Below are 14,944 nucleotides of genomic sequence, written 5' to 3'. Positions count from 1 at the left end.
TAATTATTTTTCCGACAGCGATCAATCGGATCACGGTAACGCTCTGTCCCTCTGGCGCCTTCGTGCTTTATCTCGTAGCCTCTATAATTAAGCAATTTGCTAATTCTTAATCGCTGATTAAGTAATGCTAATAATGGATGTGAAGATGAGCAGCAAAAACTCGAATGAAGAGCTAGTACAGGCGAAACGGGGAGGGCGGCGTTTCCTCAACGATCGTCTGGATTGGAATTTATTGCGCACGTACCTGGCTATTGGTCAGGAAGGGAGCATCAGTCGTGCAGCGGCGCGGCTGTTCATTACCCAATCGGCGGTTAGTCAATCGCTCAAGCGGCTGGAAGAGCAGTTGGAGTGCGCCTTGATTTCGCGTAAGGGGCCGCGCTTCGATCTCACTGAGGCGGGCGAAGAAATACTGCGAATTGCCGAAGAGATGTACGGCAACGTATCGCGCATCGGCTCGGCCATCGAAGGCCCCCAGGATGATGTGGTGGGGAAGGTTCGTCTGCTCTCGATCAGCCGGGTGCAATCAACGGTCTATGATGATTTTCTCGCGAATTTTCATCTCAATCATCCGCGTGTGGAGTTGGAAATAGAGGTTTTGCGCAGCTCCGACATTATCAGTTCGCTGATGCAGAAGACCGCCACCGTTGGTGTCGGGTTATGCCGTATCGCTCAACCCAAGCTTGAGCAGCGTTGTCTGATACGTCAGCGATATGCCTTCTTTTGCGGAAAACGGCATCGCTTTTTTGGCGTGCGTGGCCTCGATCTGGCGGAGCTGCAAGGGGAAAATTTTGTCAGCTTCACGAGCGACCAGATTGGCGGCAATCTTTCGCCGCTTACCGTGTTTCGTGACCAACAGGGCTTCACCGGCAAGATCGTCGCTTCGTCATCAAACTTTGAAGAAATACGCAGGTTGGTGATCGCAGGATTTGGTATCGGCTGTTTGCCAGAGCATTTACTCGATGTTGACCTCTACAACGGCATGCTCTGGCGTCTGCCGCCCAGGGATGGTGTCTCCGATGTCGACATTCACTTGTTGTGGAACCGCGAGCAAAAAATGACCCATGCAGAAACTGTTTTTCTTGAAAGTTTCCAGCATGCCATTGCAGTTGCAGAGCAATCCGTCGATCAGAAGGCCGGCCAGGAAGACTGACTTTTGATTGGCATCACCGGTGATTGGTGTCTGCGCATTCCCGATAGGCTGCTTGAGCCTTTGCGACACACGCCGGTGATCAGTCACCTCGCAACACCCCAGATCTAAACTCAACATAAATTACCGATGCGACCATTTTTGTGGCTTGACAGCCTCTCTTAAAGTCATATAGCTTGAAATCGTATACTTTCTACCGAGTGGAGAAGCTGATGACACGTCTAAGAGTTCTTTTCGCATCTACCGCAGCAGCCCTAGGGCTTTCATTGGCAATTTCTGCCCCGGTACAGGCCGATACCTTGTCGAAAATTCGAGAGCGTGGAGTGCTTGTCTGTGGTGTGCACCCTGGCCTGGTCGGCTTTGGTGCGCCCAACAGTGCAGGTGATTGGCAGGGGTTTGATGCGGACTTCTGCAAAGCATTTGCGGCGGCGATTTTCGAGAAGCCGAAAGTCAAGTTTGTCCCGCTGTCCGATCAGGCACGTTTCACGGCGCTGCAGAATGGCGAAGTGGATGTCCTCTCTCGGAACAGCACCTGGACCCTGACACGCGACACCACGATGGGGCTGCAATTTCCGGTGGTGGACTTCTTCGACGGCCAAGGCTTTCTGATCAACAAGAAACTGGGCGTCACCAAGGCGGCAGAGCTCGATGGCGCTACGGTCTGCATCCAGCAGGGCACGACCAGCGAGTATGTGGTTCGCAACTTCTTCGACAAGCTGAAGATCAGTTTCAAGCCGGTGGTGATCGAAAGCGGGACTGAATTCTTCTCGGCCTTTTTCGCCAGCCGCTGCGATGTGATCACCAGCGATGTGTCGCAGCTGGCGGTTATCCGACTCAACTCGGGCAACCCTGATAACTACGCCATCCTTCCTGATGTGATCTCGAAATCGCCAATGGGTCCAGTCGTACGGGGCGATGACAAGCACTTTGCAGACCTGGTCAAGTGGACAGTCTTCGCAACCTTTACTGCCGAAGAACTCGGTATCACTAAAGACAACGTCAAACAAATGCTCACCAGCAACAACGAAGACATCCGGCGTCTGTTGGGTGTAACGCCTGGCGTTGGGGCAGGGCTGGGTCTCAAAGATGACTGGGTGATCAATGTCATCTCCGCGGTAGGCAACTACAAAGAAATCTTCGAGCGCAACGTGGGGGCTAACACGCCCTTGCAGATGAAGCGTGGCCAGAATTCGCTGTGGTCGGACGGTGGTCTGCTCTACGCCCCACTTTTCTGATCCGTGATGTGAATGACTCAAACGCCGCATAGATGGCGAATCAGAAACGAGAGGTGAAGGTCATGTCGGCAAGAGATGGCGCAGTTAAACACCAACACCGGGCAGTCACGGTGTTGGTCCAGCTTGTAGTACTCACGGCTGTCGTGATTGCGGTTTGGTATTTCGGGCACGTGATCAACGAGCGCCTTACACAGAAGGGCATCAATACCGGGTTCGGTTTTCTGTGGACTCGCGCCGGCTTCGACCTCAGCGAAAGCATGATTGCTTTCAGCGGTGACAAGTCATACGCGTACGCCTTGCTCGCGGGGTTTTCGAACACGTTGAAAGTGGCGCTCTGCGCCATTGTGTTCTCCGTGCTGATTGGGGTATTGGCAGCGCTGGCCCAGTTGTCCAAATTCGGCCTGGCCAGACGAATTGCCAAAGTGTATGTCTCGACGATCCGTAATACACCGCTGCTGCTGCAGTTGTTCTTCTGGTTCGCTGTTTTTACTTACGGTTTACCCGTAGTCCGGGAGGCTCTGGAGCCGCTACCGGGTCTGTTCATCAGCAATCGCGGGGTTAATTTTCCGTGGCCAACCCCCTTCGCATTGACGGCGATTGTGGCGATCTTCTGCACCCTCGTGGCGTATCTCTTGAGAAGTGTGAGGACCGGTGGTAGCGCACTGAAAAAACCGGGAGCCTTGCTGGTACTCCTGAGCCTGATTGCTTTTGTGTCCACGGCCTATGCCCTGTGGTCCGGGCAAATGACATTTGAATGGCCCACCGCAAGCAAGTTTTCAATCGGCGGCGGCGGGCACTTTTCACCCGAGTTCATGAGTATGTTCATCGGGCTCTCTGTGTACACGGGCACTTATATAGCCGAAGCGATCCGTGGGGCGGTGCAGTCCATTGCCCAGGGACAGATTGCAGCAGGTTATGCGCTGGGCCTGACGCACTTTGGCGTGCTGCGTTACATCGTGATGCCACAAGCCTTCCGGATCGCGATGCCGGCGGTGGTCAGTGAACTACTGAACCTGATGAAAAACAGTTCGCTGGGTGTTGCCGTGGGATATCCGGAACTGGTCTCGGCGGGAAATACCGCCATGAATCAAACAGGGCAGGCCATCGAATTGATCAGCATTTTCATGCTGGTTTACGTCACGGTGAACATTATTACGACGCGGGTAATCGGTCTGTGGGAGAAACATTATGTCTGGTGATCTGAATAATGGTGCCCAAGTGTCGATTGTCGCACCCTTGACGCTAATCCAGCGCCTGAAAGACCTGGGCTCGGGTATGCCAAGCCGGATTGTGCTCGGCGCACTTTTTCTCTGGGGCGTCGTTTTGGTTGGCCCTGGTATCTTCAAATGGTTGTTGCTGGATGCAACCTTTAGCGGCGATGCCGCGCAATGTCACCAGAACGGAGGCGCTTGCTGGGCGTTCATCGGCACCAAGCTCAATCTCATTCTGTTCGGGGCCTATCCTCCGGAATCGCTTTGGCGTCCGATCACCTTCGTTGCATTGATCGCGGCGGTTGCGCTCTGGTGTTTGTTTCGGGTCCGCCATCACACAGTGGCCATTGTGCTGTGGGTACTGGCCGCGTTGATTGGTTATCTGTTGATGAGTGGTGGACTGTTCGGTCTTGAGTCGGTGGATCGTGCGCGTTGGGGTGGACTCCCCATCACTCTGCTGATCAGCATTGCCGGCCTTGTGTGTGCGTTCCCTCTGGGTGTGCTGCTGGCGATGGGGTGTCGGTCGCAGATGCCGCTTGTCTCTGTTCCGTGCCGGCTTTATGTCGATCTCATTCGCAGTGTTCCGGCGATCACTATTGTCTTCATGACCTTTGCGATCATTCCGTTGATACTTCCGGACGAGCTTATTTTCGACAAGCTTTTTCGGGCAGGTATCGGTCTCTCGTTGTTTACCGCCGCTTACTTTTCCGAAGCCTTGCGCGGTGCCCTGCAAGCACTTTCAGTCGGTCAGCGCCAGGCGTCGGCAAGCCTGGGGTTCGGCTATTGGGGCAGTCATGCCTACGTCATCTTGCCGCAAGTCATCGCCCATTCGCTGCAACCGATTGCCAACATCGCCATCGCGTTCGTCAAGAACAGTTCGCTGTTGATGATCATCGGACTTTTCGATTTGCTTGGATCGGCAAGATCAAGCCTTTATGACGAAAACTGGCAAGGGTTCTACAAGGAGCTCTATCTGTTTGTCGGCGTCATCTACTTCGTTATCTGCATGTATATCCAACACTACGTCGCGGCGATTGAACGTGAGCGTAGGGCCCGCCTGTATCAATAATGGATGCCCCCATGAAAGAAATAATAGAAGTACCGTTTTTATCTGACGCGCTAAGACGTTTGAATACACCGACTTCTTTGCTGATTCGTTCGGGTTCGATGCTTTATACCTGTGGCCTGCCGCCGCTCGATCCGCTGACCGGGAATATTGTTCGCGGCACGATTGTTGAACAGACGCACGCTGTATTGCAGGTGATGAAAGTTGTTCTTGAGTCGGCAGGATCGTGCCTCGATAACGTCGTGAAAACCACGATATTCGTGACGGATCCATCGATGATGGATGAGGTGAACGCCGTGTATCGCAAGTATTTTCCCGAGAATCCACCCGTCCGCTCATTCGTTGCAGTCAAGCCCTGGCCGTTTCCGTTTGATATTGAAATCGATGTAGTTGCCCATCTTTAGAAAACGGATGAGCTGGGTTGTATTGTGTAAGAAGTATCAGTTCTCTTGGTAGCTATAAGCTATTCAACTAGTTGTTTCAATATTCTTTCCCATGAACTCGAGCCGAGTGGTTTCGACGTTTAAGGTTTTCTGTCAGATGCTCGATGAAGGAATGTATTCGATGAAAAATGACATTGCCGTACTTGATTCAACTCAAGTGGCCAAACTGATCGGTCGGATTGATGTGTTATCCGCAATGCGTCGTATGTTCCTGGCGTTGGGACAGGAAAAGGCTGTGCAACCTCCACAACTGCGCAATCCGTTTCCCAACGGGCAAGGCAACTTTATCAGCTACCTTGGAACGCTTGCCGAGGAGCGGGTCTTTGGTGCAAAGCTCTCACCCTATATCCCTCGTCCGGAAGGGGCCCTGGTGACGGCCTGGACGTTGATGATGTCGATGGATGACGGTCAACCTCGCTTGCTCTGTGATTCGGGGCAATTGACGGCTGAGCGAACAGCGGGCACGACAGCACTCGCGGTCGATTTACTTGCGCCCGCGCAGGTCAGCAAACTGGCCGTAGTGGGAGTAGGGCGCCTGGGTCAAGCGCATGTCCGGCATGTTTCGGCATTGCGCGAGTGGGGGGATATCAGGTTGTACGCACCCAACATTGACGCTCTACCAGTGTCCGAGCAGCAGGCACTCCGGAACCTCGATCCGCGCGTCAGCATTCATATCGAACTGTCCAGTGCAGTTGATGATGCGGATGTCATCCTGCTGTGCACCTCGGCCGGTCATACGGTGCTTGACCCAGCAGTGCTGAAAAAGCCAGCGTTGATCACGTCCATTTGCACCAATGCCCCACTGGCGCACGAAGTACCTCCTGAATCCCTGCTGAACATGAGCGTCTATTGCGATTACCGGGCTACAACGCCCGAGAGCGCAGGGGAAATGCGCTTGGCAAAAGAACAGCATGGCTGGTTAACCGAGAGTATTTGCGGAGATTTGCCCGAGTTGATGACGGGAGCCGCCCGACTTCCCGATCCCGAGCGCCATACCTTCTTCCGCTCAATCGGACTGGGGCTGGAGGATATCGCCATTGCCAATGAGCTTTATCAGTTGCATATGAAGAACAACTGAATACAGGTTCAGAAGTCGTTCTACACATGTCAGCGTAATAATAAGCCGGGGATGGAAACATCCTCCGGCTTATTTTTTGGCCAAGATTTGAGAACACCACCTGGCTATAGTTGAGGCGTGATGATTGTTGTGATGGGGCCGCAGGAGAGCTAATCGGGGGCTGTCCGCGGTTTACGTTATTGGATATGCGGGAGGGCACCATGGCAGCTGTTACCGATACGCTGAAGCTGTTTCTCTCCGGCGACGTCATGACTGCCCGCGGCATCGACGCAGTACTGCCACACCCTGGCGATCCGCGGCTTTACGAAGCTTACGTCAAGAATGCCGGCGATTACGTCCGGCTGGCAGAACGAGTCAATGGCCCGATTCCCCGCCCAGTCGATTTCACCTATGTCTGGGGCGCTGCGTTGGATGAGTTCGAACTTCGCCAGCCACACGCACGCATCATCAATCTGGAAACTGCGGTATCTCGCCGCGGACGACCTGAGCCAAAAGGCATCAACTACCGCATGAGCCCGGAGAACTTCCCGGCCATCAGCGCAGCCGGCATCGACTGCTGCGTGCTGGCCAACAACCATGTGCTGGACTGGGGGGCAGCCGGCCTGGCCGATACGCTGGATACCCTGGCGAGCAATGGTATGTGCAGCGCCGGCGCCGGGCACAACCGGCAATCTGCCGAAGCGCCCGCCGTGTTGCTGCAGCCTGGCGGGCGGCGCTTGCTGGTGTTTGGCCTTGGCGCACCCGACAGCGGCATTGCGTCGGGCTGGGCCGCCACGGATAAGGGCGCGGGCGTCGCGCGGCTGGAGGATCTGTCGAGGCAAAGCCTGCGCCCTGTGGCCAAAAGGATTCTCGAGAACAAAAAACCGCGGGATCTGGTGGTCGCCTCCATTCACTGGGGTGGCAACTGGGGGTTCGATATCCCGCGCGAGCAGCGCTGGTTCGCCCATGCCTTGATCGACGAGGCCGGAGTTGACGTGGTGCACGGGCATTCCTCGCACCACGTCAAAGGCATCGAGGTGTACCGCGAACGTCTGATTCTCTATGGATGCGGTGACCTTCTGAACGATTACGAAGGCATCGAAGGCTACACAGCCTTTCGCGGCGACCTGGGGTTTCTATACTTTGCCTCGCTGGACCCGGGCGGGCACCTGCAGTCGCTGGACTTGATACCCACCCGCCTGTGTCGCTTTCGCATCTGTCGCGCCGAAGGGGATGACCGTCAATGGCTGCACGACACCCTTTCTCGCGAGTGCGCACGCTTGGGCAGCAGCATCCATCCGGGCGCGAAAAATGCCTTTGAGTTGCGTTGGTGAGCCCCCTTGGCGACTCCGCGTGATCAATGTTGCAGGATCTTCGAGAGGAAGTCCTTGGCACGTGGGGAGCGTGCTTCGGGAGAGCCGAAGAACTCTTCTTTTTTACAGTCTTCAATGATTTTCCCCGCGTCCATGAAAATCACACGGTCACTGACCTTCCTGGCAAAGCCCATTTCGTGGGTGACGCACATCATGGTCATGCCCTCGTTTGCGAGCTTGATCATGACGTCCAGAACCTCTCCGACCATTTCCGGGTCCAGGGCAGAGGTAGGTTCGTCAAACAGCATGACGATCGGGTCCATGGATAATGCACGAGCAATTGCCACACGCTGCTGCTGACCACCTGAGAGCTGCCCTGGGAACTTGTCCTTGTGGGCGCTCAGGCCAACACGATCGAGCATCTTCAGACCCCGTTTTAGCGCCTCGTCCTGGCCACGGCCCAGCACTTTCATCTGGGCAAGTGTCAGGTTTTGCGTTACGGACAGGTGCGGAAACAGCTCGAAGTGTTGAAACACCATGCCAACACGGCTGCGCAGCTTGGGCAGGTTGGTTTTCGGGTCCGAGAGGCTGATACCGTCGACGACAATTTCGCCTTTCTGGAAGGGCTCCAGTGCATTGACCGTTTTGATCAGCGTTGATTTGCCAGAGCCGGAAGGGCCGCACACCACGACGACTTCACTCTTTTGTATTGCGGTCGAGCAGTCGCTCAGTACCTGAAAGTTACCGTACCACTTGGAAACATTTTTTATGTTGATCACGGTGGTTGTCCTGATGTGGTTGCAGATGGCGCAAGAGGGACGAGGACCTGGTCGCAAACGGCTAACCAGGGTGCATCAGTCTCTTCCTACTGTAGAAAGTATACGATTATTGAATCGCCAACGACAACAACAAAGCGATGAATCGGGCTCTTATTTCAGATGAATGGGGAGAGGGGTTGGACTGCTGCTTGAGGGGGGGCCAGGCTGAGGATGCCGTCCTTGTTCGTTTTCGTATAATCGTATACCGTCGTGCATAATGATGTTGTTGCTCGTATCTGCCAAACCCAGGCAAGCCTTTAAATCGCTCCTAGCCACTTAGTGTCATATGCCTAACCAATCACCACTGAAATACATTGCAGGTTTGATCCCGCTGGCCCGTGTGTCCGCACCGCAATTTGTTGCGGCCGTTATCAGGGAGGCCATAGTCACCGGCGCGCTTTCCGGTAGCGAACCTTTGCGTCAGGACCTGATCGCAACCGAACTCAACACCAGCAAGGTGCCGGTTCGCGAAGCGTTACGTGAGCTTGAAGGTCAGGGACTGGTCCAGTTCCTGCCAAACCGTGGCTTCATGGTGACGCAGCCCTCCTTGCATGAAATGAATGAGTGCTTTGAATTACGGGCGGTTTTAGAGCCGTTGGCCGTCCGCCATTCGGTACCGCTTTCGACACCCGAGCAACTTGATGGTGTCGAACGCATCATCGATGAGTTCGAGAAAGTTCACGATCCGATCTTGAGCAGTCAATGGAACCTCTCGCTTCATACGGCACTTTATGCGCCTGCGCGAATGAAGCACCTGGAAAACATGATCATCCGTGCGCACACCATCGCGCAGCGCTATACGCATATCTACATGCAGCTGCGCTCAGCAGGGATTGATAGTCAGGACGAGCATCGTGCGATCCTCGCAGCGTATCGGGCAAAAGATGTGGAGGCGGCAGTTGCGTTGATGACAACGCATCTCAAGCAAGCCTCAGATGAGGCGGCTGAATACCTGAAAGACCACTTTGAGCAAAGCTGATCAGGACTGTATCCATGAGGGCTGTGTAGGAGCCGAGCTTGCTCGCGATGGACTCAAGGCGACGCGTGTATTCAGAAAACACGCGTTATCGTTAACGTCCATCGCGAGCAAGCTCGGCTCCTACAGATGTCCTGCGTTCGTTAAGTGACCGGTATCAGGCTTCCCTTAATTGGACTTCAATACCTTCGGATTGGAGTTGCCCCAGATCGTGTACAAGTCGGCCAACAACGCGCCGTTGATGGTCTCAAGCTCCGCCTGGGTAATCTCCTCATCACCTTGCTTGCCGTACAGCACGACCTCGTCTCCCGGCTGTACGCCTTTGATGCCGCTGACATCGACCATCAGGGTGTTCATGGTGACCTTGCCGATCACCGGCGCGCGTTGGCCGTGGATCAGCACTGAGGCTTTGTTGGAGAACGCTCGTCGATAACCGTCGGAGTAGCCGGCCGGGATGTTGGCGATCAACGAGTCCTTGCTCAGGGTAAAGGTACGGTCGTAGCTGATCGTACTGCCCGCCGGGTAGGCGTTGACTGCCGCGACCCGCGATTTGAACTGCATCACCCGTTGAAATTCGTTATGCCCACCCACTGGGTAGCCGTAAAGCGCAGCCCCCGGGCGAACCATGTCCAGCCATCCTTCCGGCACCTCAAGGGTAGTGAAGGTATTGGCGCAGTGCAGGGTGATACGGCTGCGATCCAGTTTCGCGTGCTCGATCAGCCAACCGGACTGCTCCTTGAATCTGGTCAGCCCCTGAAGGACATCCTCTCGCTCTTCGACCGGGAAGTGGGTCATGATTCCGACGATATTCAGGTGATCCAGCCGGGTCAGGTCCACCGCCTGTTGTTGCCCTTCGGCTGTACTCATTTCCAGACCGTTGCGGCTCATGCCCGCCGAATTCAGCGCCAGGTGAACCGGCAGCTTCACGCCCTTGCGGGTGGCCAGTTGATTGAGCTGACGTGCAACCTCCAGGTTGCCGACCAGTTCTTCGATGTTGTAGCGCAGTGCATTCTCGACTTCATCAACGGTGGCGCTGCGCAAACGCATCAGGCGCCCCTTGAAGCCCTCTGCCCGTGCAACACGCGCCTCCTCATTGCTCGCCACGCCGATACAGGTGATACCCATCCGGATGGCGGAAGGGATCAGTAAAGCAATGCCATTTCCATAAGCGTCGGCTTTCATCACGGCACACATCTGGCTTTTACCTGCCAGCCGTTGCTGAAGCTTGCTGATGTTTCCTTCGAAGGCGGCCTGATCAATCTCCAGCCAGGTATTGGCCTGGCCTGATTGATTGTTGGCGCGGGGATGTTCGGGTGAGGGATCGAGTAAAGGTGCTGCATCGACCACCGGCATCATTGCCGTCAAGGCCAGGGCGAGCGTCAGCGTACTGAGCATGAAACGTGGCATATCGAGTCTTCCATACTGGATAAGGAAAGGGCCCATGCTGGTGGGGATCTGGCATCAGCCAGGTCCATCAGGCATTGAGCGAACAGCCATGGAATTTTTATGCAAAGGCGCCGTTTGTTTATGTGGAACCAGGCGGCTCGCGCAGCGGATGGCGCTGTAAAAAAGGCTCAAACGACCGAGGGTTTGTTCAGGGGGCCGCCTGGCAGCTGAAGGGGCCGCCAGGTGAACGTTTTGAAGTGTCGAGTGGAATTAAGCCCGAAGCCTTGCATCGGTTGCTGCTGACGGTTGCAGCAACGAGAACAGGTTCGTCGGATCTTGCAGCTCTGGCACCAGTTGGATGTCGCTGCCAATGTTGAGCGCTATTGCTACATCCAGCACTTAGCGCAAGGCGGAGTAGTCCTCGTCATAACAGGTAATCGACCGCCCCTGGTCGATTGCTGCCTCCTCGTATTCATCATCGATTTCCAGTCTGCTGACTGAGGCTTCGAGTCCACTCCAGTTCCTTCGTATAACGCTTGCTTCTAGTTATTCATAACCCGAGCTATTTGCTCCAGAACCCGGCTGCGCCTAGGTTAGCGCCTAGCCAAGCTTCAAGCTTTGCGTAAAAGAACAACAACAAGAGAGGCGAATAATGCCTGTGATAACCATCGGTATGGTGGGAATCGGCCAGCTTGGCCTTCCTATCGCAACCAACCTGCTTGCGGCCGGATTTCGCGTTGTCGGTTACCGACGTCGAGATCGCGAGGCCTTCATCCGTCAGGGTGGCATCGCGCTCGAAAGCCCAGCCGCCGTAGCGGCGCAATCAAACTTCATCCTCACTTGCCTGCCCAGCGAAGTGGCCCACATGGAAATCATGGAGGGGCCTGATGGTCTGCTTCAGTCCATAGGGCCGCAGCACACGCTCATCGAGATCGGCACCTATCACAAAGCCTTCAAGCAACGCATGGCTCAGCGCATCGAACAACGTGGTGCGCGGGTACTGGAAGCGGAGGTCAGTGGTACTCCATCCATGGTTTCGCAACGCAAGGCTTCTTTGTTTCTGGGCGGTGACCCTGACCTGGTGGAGCACTGCAAGCCCGTGCTCGATGCAATCGCCGACATCCAGTTCCATATCGGTGGGTTTGGGTGCGCGGTCGCGATGAAATTGATCGCCAACTATCTGGTGACTATTCACACCCTGGCCGCAGCCGAGGCGTTAAACCTTGGCGTGAAAGCAGGGTTCAGTGCACAGCAGGTGGTTGAGGTGATTCGCCAAAGCGCGGGTGGTTCAACGATGTTCAGCGCAAGAGCACCGATGATGGCTGATCGTCATTTCCTGCCGGCGCCAGGACCTTTTGCCACGCTGGAAAAGTACATCGACATGGCCAGTGAACTGTCCGAGGAATTCGGTAGCGCCGCGCCTTTGTTCAATGCCGCCAAGCCCTACTTTCTAAGGGCCATCAAAGAAGGCATCGGTGAAGAAGATATCTCGGCAGTGATCAAGTTGATCGAAGCCGACTCCAAGGCCGAGTCCCAGGCACCTTCCAAAAAAGAGAAAACAACATGCTGATTGAACAACGTACCTATCAACTCAAGCCAGGCGCCCTGCACGAATTCCTGCGTGCTTACGAGGAGGAGGGGCTGCCACTTCAGGGCGAGGCACTGGGCAACCTGATCGGTTATTTCAAGCCGGAAACGGGGGACATCAATCGGGTCATTCAGTTGTGGGGATATTCCAGCTACGAGGACCGGGCCCAACGCCGCGCGGCGCTGTCCAGTGATCCAAGATGGCGTACGTTCCTTGGCAAGAACGGCCATCTGGTGGTTGCCCAGCAGGTGGAACTGTTGAGCGCCGCACCCTTTTCCCCTATTCGTTAAAAAGGAGCGTCCAAGATGATTCGTTCTCTACAACACGTAGGCGTGACTGTTCCGGATCTGGAAGTGGGTCGCTCCTTCTACGAAGCTGTCGGGCTCGAAGCCCGCATGGCCGGTGATCATTTGGTGTTGCGCTGTAAGGGGCGCGCCCAGGATCAAGTGCGACTGATGCCCGGCACCACAAAGCGCCTGAGTTATATCTCGTTTGGTACCGATGCAGAGGGCCTGCAGACTATTCGAGAAAACCTGAGCTACCACGGTGTGGTCATCCATCCGGCACCGTTTGATATCGGGCAAGACGGATTGTGGTTTCGTGATCCGTCCGGCGATTGGGTTCACGTCACCGACGCCGACTCCATGCCGTTAGCTCCTTTGCCGACGCCAGAGTCGAACACCCCGGGCCGTTACCGCCGCATCGGTCAGCGCGGATGCACACCGTCCTCGAAGTTGCGTCGAGTGACACCGTTGCGCTTGGGTCACTTGATCAAATTCACCCCCGATGTGGATCGTTCGATTGATTTCTATACCCAGGTGCTAGGGATGAAAGTCTCTGATCGCGCGGGGGACAAGATCGCCTTTCTACGGTGTGGCTGTGGCGGTGATCACCATGTATTGGGCCTGGCCAAGAGCAGCCATAGCGGTCTGCATCATCTCAGTTTTGAGGTGATGGGTATTGATGAGATCGAATTGGGCGCCCAACACCTGATGAGCTTGGGCTATGAAAGCGCTTTTGGCCTTGGACGGCATGTAGCCGGCTCCAACTACTTTCATTACATCCGCGACCCTTGGGACAGCATGGTCGAATACTTCTGGGACATCGATGTCATTCCCGAAGATGACAGCGAATGGCTGGCTATCGACGGGGCACCACCAGACCTGATCGCCGTGTGGGCAACCAATCCACCTCCTGAAGCCTTTATTCAGAATTTCGAGGCGGCGCGTGATGAGTGATAGCTCTACGACCAAGGAGCTGCTGGCAGGGATGTTGAACAAGCCGCTGTTCGTGGTCATGCGTACGCCACGGGACCTGACCCGCGTACCAGAGCTGCTGGACGCCCACTTGAAGTGGGCGATTCTGGCGCAGCAACGCGGCGAGTTGTTCGCTTCCGGGCCCTTTGTCTCGGATCAGACCCTTCCCGGTGAGCTGGGGGGTATGAGCATTTTGCGTGCGGCGGATCATGCCGAAGCACTGCGCATCGTCCAGTCAGATCCCTTTATCGCCCACGGCGTTTATGACGTGGATGTACGCAAGTGGCTGCTCATGGAAGGCGGCCTCACGCTCCACGTCAGCTTTTCCAACCAACGCTTTTCGCTCCTGTGATGGTGGCCCCATGAAGTATCAGCTTTTCACCTATCGGACGGATGTCCAGTCAAACGCAACCGGCCTGCTGGTTGGCGAATACGCCTATGATCTTGGTCAGCTTGTGGCCAAGGCCGGCCTTGAGTTGCCGGCAGCTTCCCTCGATGCATTGCTCGAGTTCTGGGAAACGTCCAATCCGCAGCTGCAAAAGCTTGCAATGGCAGTGTTTGAAGCGCCAGCGCTCTATGAGTCGCAGCGGCTTGATCTTGCCACGTTGCACTTTGCTCCGTTCCTGGAACGTCCAGGCACGATCTATTGCGCGGGAGCAAACTATCGAGACCATGTCGAAGCCATGGCCCGTGCGTTCAACATGAAACTGTCGCTGGATCCGCGCAGCGAGGGCATTGCTCCCTGGCATTTCATCAAGCCCGGCCGCGGCAGTCTGGTCGCACACAAGCAAGCGGTAGACTTTCCGGCAGGTGTCCGCATGCTCGATTGGGAAGCCGAGTTGGCGGTAGTGATCGGCAAGCGAGCGTCGCGTGTCTCCATTGAAGAGGCGCTCGACTATGTGGCGGGTTACACCTGCGCCAATGACCTGTCCGCGCGTGATCGGCTGCGTCGCGAGCAAGTCGACCCCAGCTCGCCGTTTCGCTTCGATTGGATTGGCCACAAATGCTTCACGGGCTCTTGCCCACTGGGCCCGTACCTGACGCCGGCACAATTTGTCAAAGATCCCGAGAACCTGGATATCAAGCTGTCGAGGAATGGTGTGTGGGTACAGGATTCCAATACCCGCAACCATATGTACGGCATTGCAGAGCAGATTTCCTATCTGAGCCAGACCATCGATCTGTTTCCCGGTGATGTTCTGTTGACGGGAACACCGGCGGGCGTGGGCATGGAAAGCCACACATTCCTGGACCGCGGCGATGTATTGAAAGTCTGCATCGAAGGGCTCGGCGAGCTGGAAACCACTATTCGGTAACACCTTGCTGAAGGCCGGGCAACCAATGCCCGGCCGTTGAATAACTCAACTGTTTGCAGCGTCCTGACAAATGACGGTGCGTATCGCTGCGCCTGAAATTTGCCTGTCGTTTTTAAGTAATGCTAGGGCTGA

General features: G+C 55.5%; 15 protein-coding genes. 13 read left to right on the top strand and 2 right to left on the bottom strand.

The features are described from left to right. Nucleotides 1-145 precede the first annotated feature (145 nt). From PMI31_RS11125 to PMI31_RS11095, 7 genes are all read left to right on the top strand, one after another. On the top strand, nucleotides 146-1,150 hold the full coding sequence (locus PMI31_RS11125) for a LysR family transcriptional regulator (RefSeq protein ID WP_008018119.1): 1,005 nt from the start codon (nucleotides 146-148) through the stop codon (nucleotides 1,148-1,150). 209 nt (nucleotides 1,151-1,359) lie between these two features. After that, nucleotides 1,360-2,382: an amino acid ABC transporter substrate-binding protein gene (locus tag PMI31_RS11120; protein ID WP_008018117.1), complete on the top strand. Its 1,023-nt coding sequence runs from the start codon at nucleotides 1,360-1,362 to the stop codon at nucleotides 2,380-2,382. Between the two features lie 62 nt (nucleotides 2,383-2,444). Beyond that, nucleotides 2,445-3,581 (top strand): ABC transporter permease subunit, encoded by a 1,137-nt coding sequence (locus PMI31_RS11115; protein WP_008018116.1) that lies wholly within the window; start codon nucleotides 2,445-2,447, stop codon nucleotides 3,579-3,581. Next, a complete protein-coding gene (locus tag PMI31_RS11110; RefSeq protein ID WP_008018115.1) occupies nucleotides 3,571-4,662 on the top strand; it encodes an amino acid ABC transporter permease in 1,092 nt (363 codons plus the stop codon). The genes PMI31_RS11115 and PMI31_RS11110 overlap by 11 nt, the downstream gene beginning before the upstream one ends. 11 nt (nucleotides 4,663-4,673) lie before the next feature. Further along, nucleotides 4,674-5,063: a RidA family protein gene (locus tag PMI31_RS11105; RefSeq protein WP_008018114.1), complete on the top strand. Its 390-nt coding sequence runs from the start codon at nucleotides 4,674-4,676 to the stop codon at nucleotides 5,061-5,063. A gap of 160 nt (nucleotides 5,064-5,223) precedes the next feature. Further along, nucleotides 5,224-6,180 (top strand): ornithine cyclodeaminase family protein, encoded by a 957-nt coding sequence (locus PMI31_RS11100; RefSeq protein ID WP_008018112.1) that lies wholly within the window; start codon nucleotides 5,224-5,226, stop codon nucleotides 6,178-6,180. Nucleotides 6,181-6,380: 200 nt separating this feature from the next. After that, the gene (locus PMI31_RS11095; protein ID WP_008018111.1) at nucleotides 6,381-7,493 is read left to right on the top strand and encodes a CapA family protein; all 1,113 of its coding nucleotides are present in this window, start codon (nucleotides 6,381-6,383) and stop codon (nucleotides 7,491-7,493) included. 23 nt (nucleotides 7,494-7,516) lie between these two features. Here PMI31_RS11095 and PMI31_RS11090 read toward each other — a convergent pair whose 3' ends face one another. Then, nucleotides 7,517-8,251 (bottom strand): amino acid ABC transporter ATP-binding protein, encoded by a 735-nt coding sequence (locus PMI31_RS11090; RefSeq protein WP_007994108.1) that lies wholly within the window; start codon nucleotides 8,249-8,251, stop codon nucleotides 7,517-7,519. A gap of 325 nt (nucleotides 8,252-8,576) precedes the next feature. Here PMI31_RS11090 and PMI31_RS11085 point away from each other — a divergent pair, with 325 nt between their 5' ends. Then, nucleotides 8,577-9,269 (top strand): GntR family transcriptional regulator, encoded by a 693-nt coding sequence (locus PMI31_RS11085; RefSeq protein ID WP_008018110.1) that lies wholly within the window; start codon nucleotides 8,577-8,579, stop codon nucleotides 9,267-9,269. Nucleotides 9,270-9,434: 165 nt separating this feature from the next. Here the strand turns inward: PMI31_RS11085 and alr are convergent, their stop codons facing one another. Beyond that, the gene (gene alr / locus PMI31_RS11080; protein WP_008018109.1) at nucleotides 9,435-10,673 is read right to left on the bottom strand and encodes an alanine racemase; all 1,239 of its coding nucleotides are present in this window, start codon (nucleotides 10,671-10,673) and stop codon (nucleotides 9,435-9,437) included. Between the two features lie 631 nt (nucleotides 10,674-11,304). Here alr and PMI31_RS11075 point away from each other — a divergent pair. Genes PMI31_RS11075 through PMI31_RS11055 form a run of 5 tightly spaced genes read left to right on the top strand, consistent with a single transcriptional unit; the run spans nucleotide 11,305 to nucleotide 14,812 of the window. Continuing rightward, nucleotides 11,305-12,222, top strand: a complete 918-nt coding sequence (locus tag PMI31_RS11075; RefSeq protein ID WP_008018107.1) for an NAD(P)-dependent oxidoreductase — start codon at nucleotides 11,305-11,307, stop codon at nucleotides 12,220-12,222. Next, nucleotides 12,216-12,530 carry an NIPSNAP family protein gene (locus PMI31_RS11070; RefSeq protein WP_007938251.1) on the top strand — a complete coding sequence of 105 codons (315 nt, stop codon included), beginning with the start codon at nucleotides 12,216-12,218 and terminating at the stop codon, nucleotides 12,528-12,530. The genes PMI31_RS11075 and PMI31_RS11070 overlap by 7 nt, the downstream gene beginning before the upstream one ends. A 15-nt stretch (nucleotides 12,531-12,545) precedes the next feature. Further along, a complete protein-coding gene (locus PMI31_RS11065) occupies nucleotides 12,546-13,478 on the top strand; it encodes a VOC family protein (RefSeq protein ID WP_008018104.1) in 933 nt (310 codons plus the stop codon). Then, nucleotides 13,471-13,848 (top strand): YciI family protein, encoded by a 378-nt coding sequence (locus PMI31_RS11060; protein WP_008001969.1) that lies wholly within the window; start codon nucleotides 13,471-13,473, stop codon nucleotides 13,846-13,848. The genes PMI31_RS11065 and PMI31_RS11060 overlap by 8 nt, the downstream gene beginning before the upstream one ends. 10 nt (nucleotides 13,849-13,858) lie before the next feature. Further along, nucleotides 13,859-14,812: a fumarylacetoacetate hydrolase family protein gene (locus tag PMI31_RS11055; RefSeq protein WP_008001970.1), complete on the top strand. Its 954-nt coding sequence runs from the start codon at nucleotides 13,859-13,861 to the stop codon at nucleotides 14,810-14,812. Nucleotides 14,813-14,944: the final 132 nt, after the last annotated feature.

The sequence above is a fragment of the Pseudomonas sp. GM55 genome, assembly GCF_000282395.1.
Taxonomy (GTDB): domain Bacteria; phylum Pseudomonadota; class Gammaproteobacteria; order Pseudomonadales; family Pseudomonadaceae; genus Aquipseudomonas; species Aquipseudomonas fluorescens_CC.
This window is presented reverse-complemented; position numbering and strand designations above follow the sequence as displayed.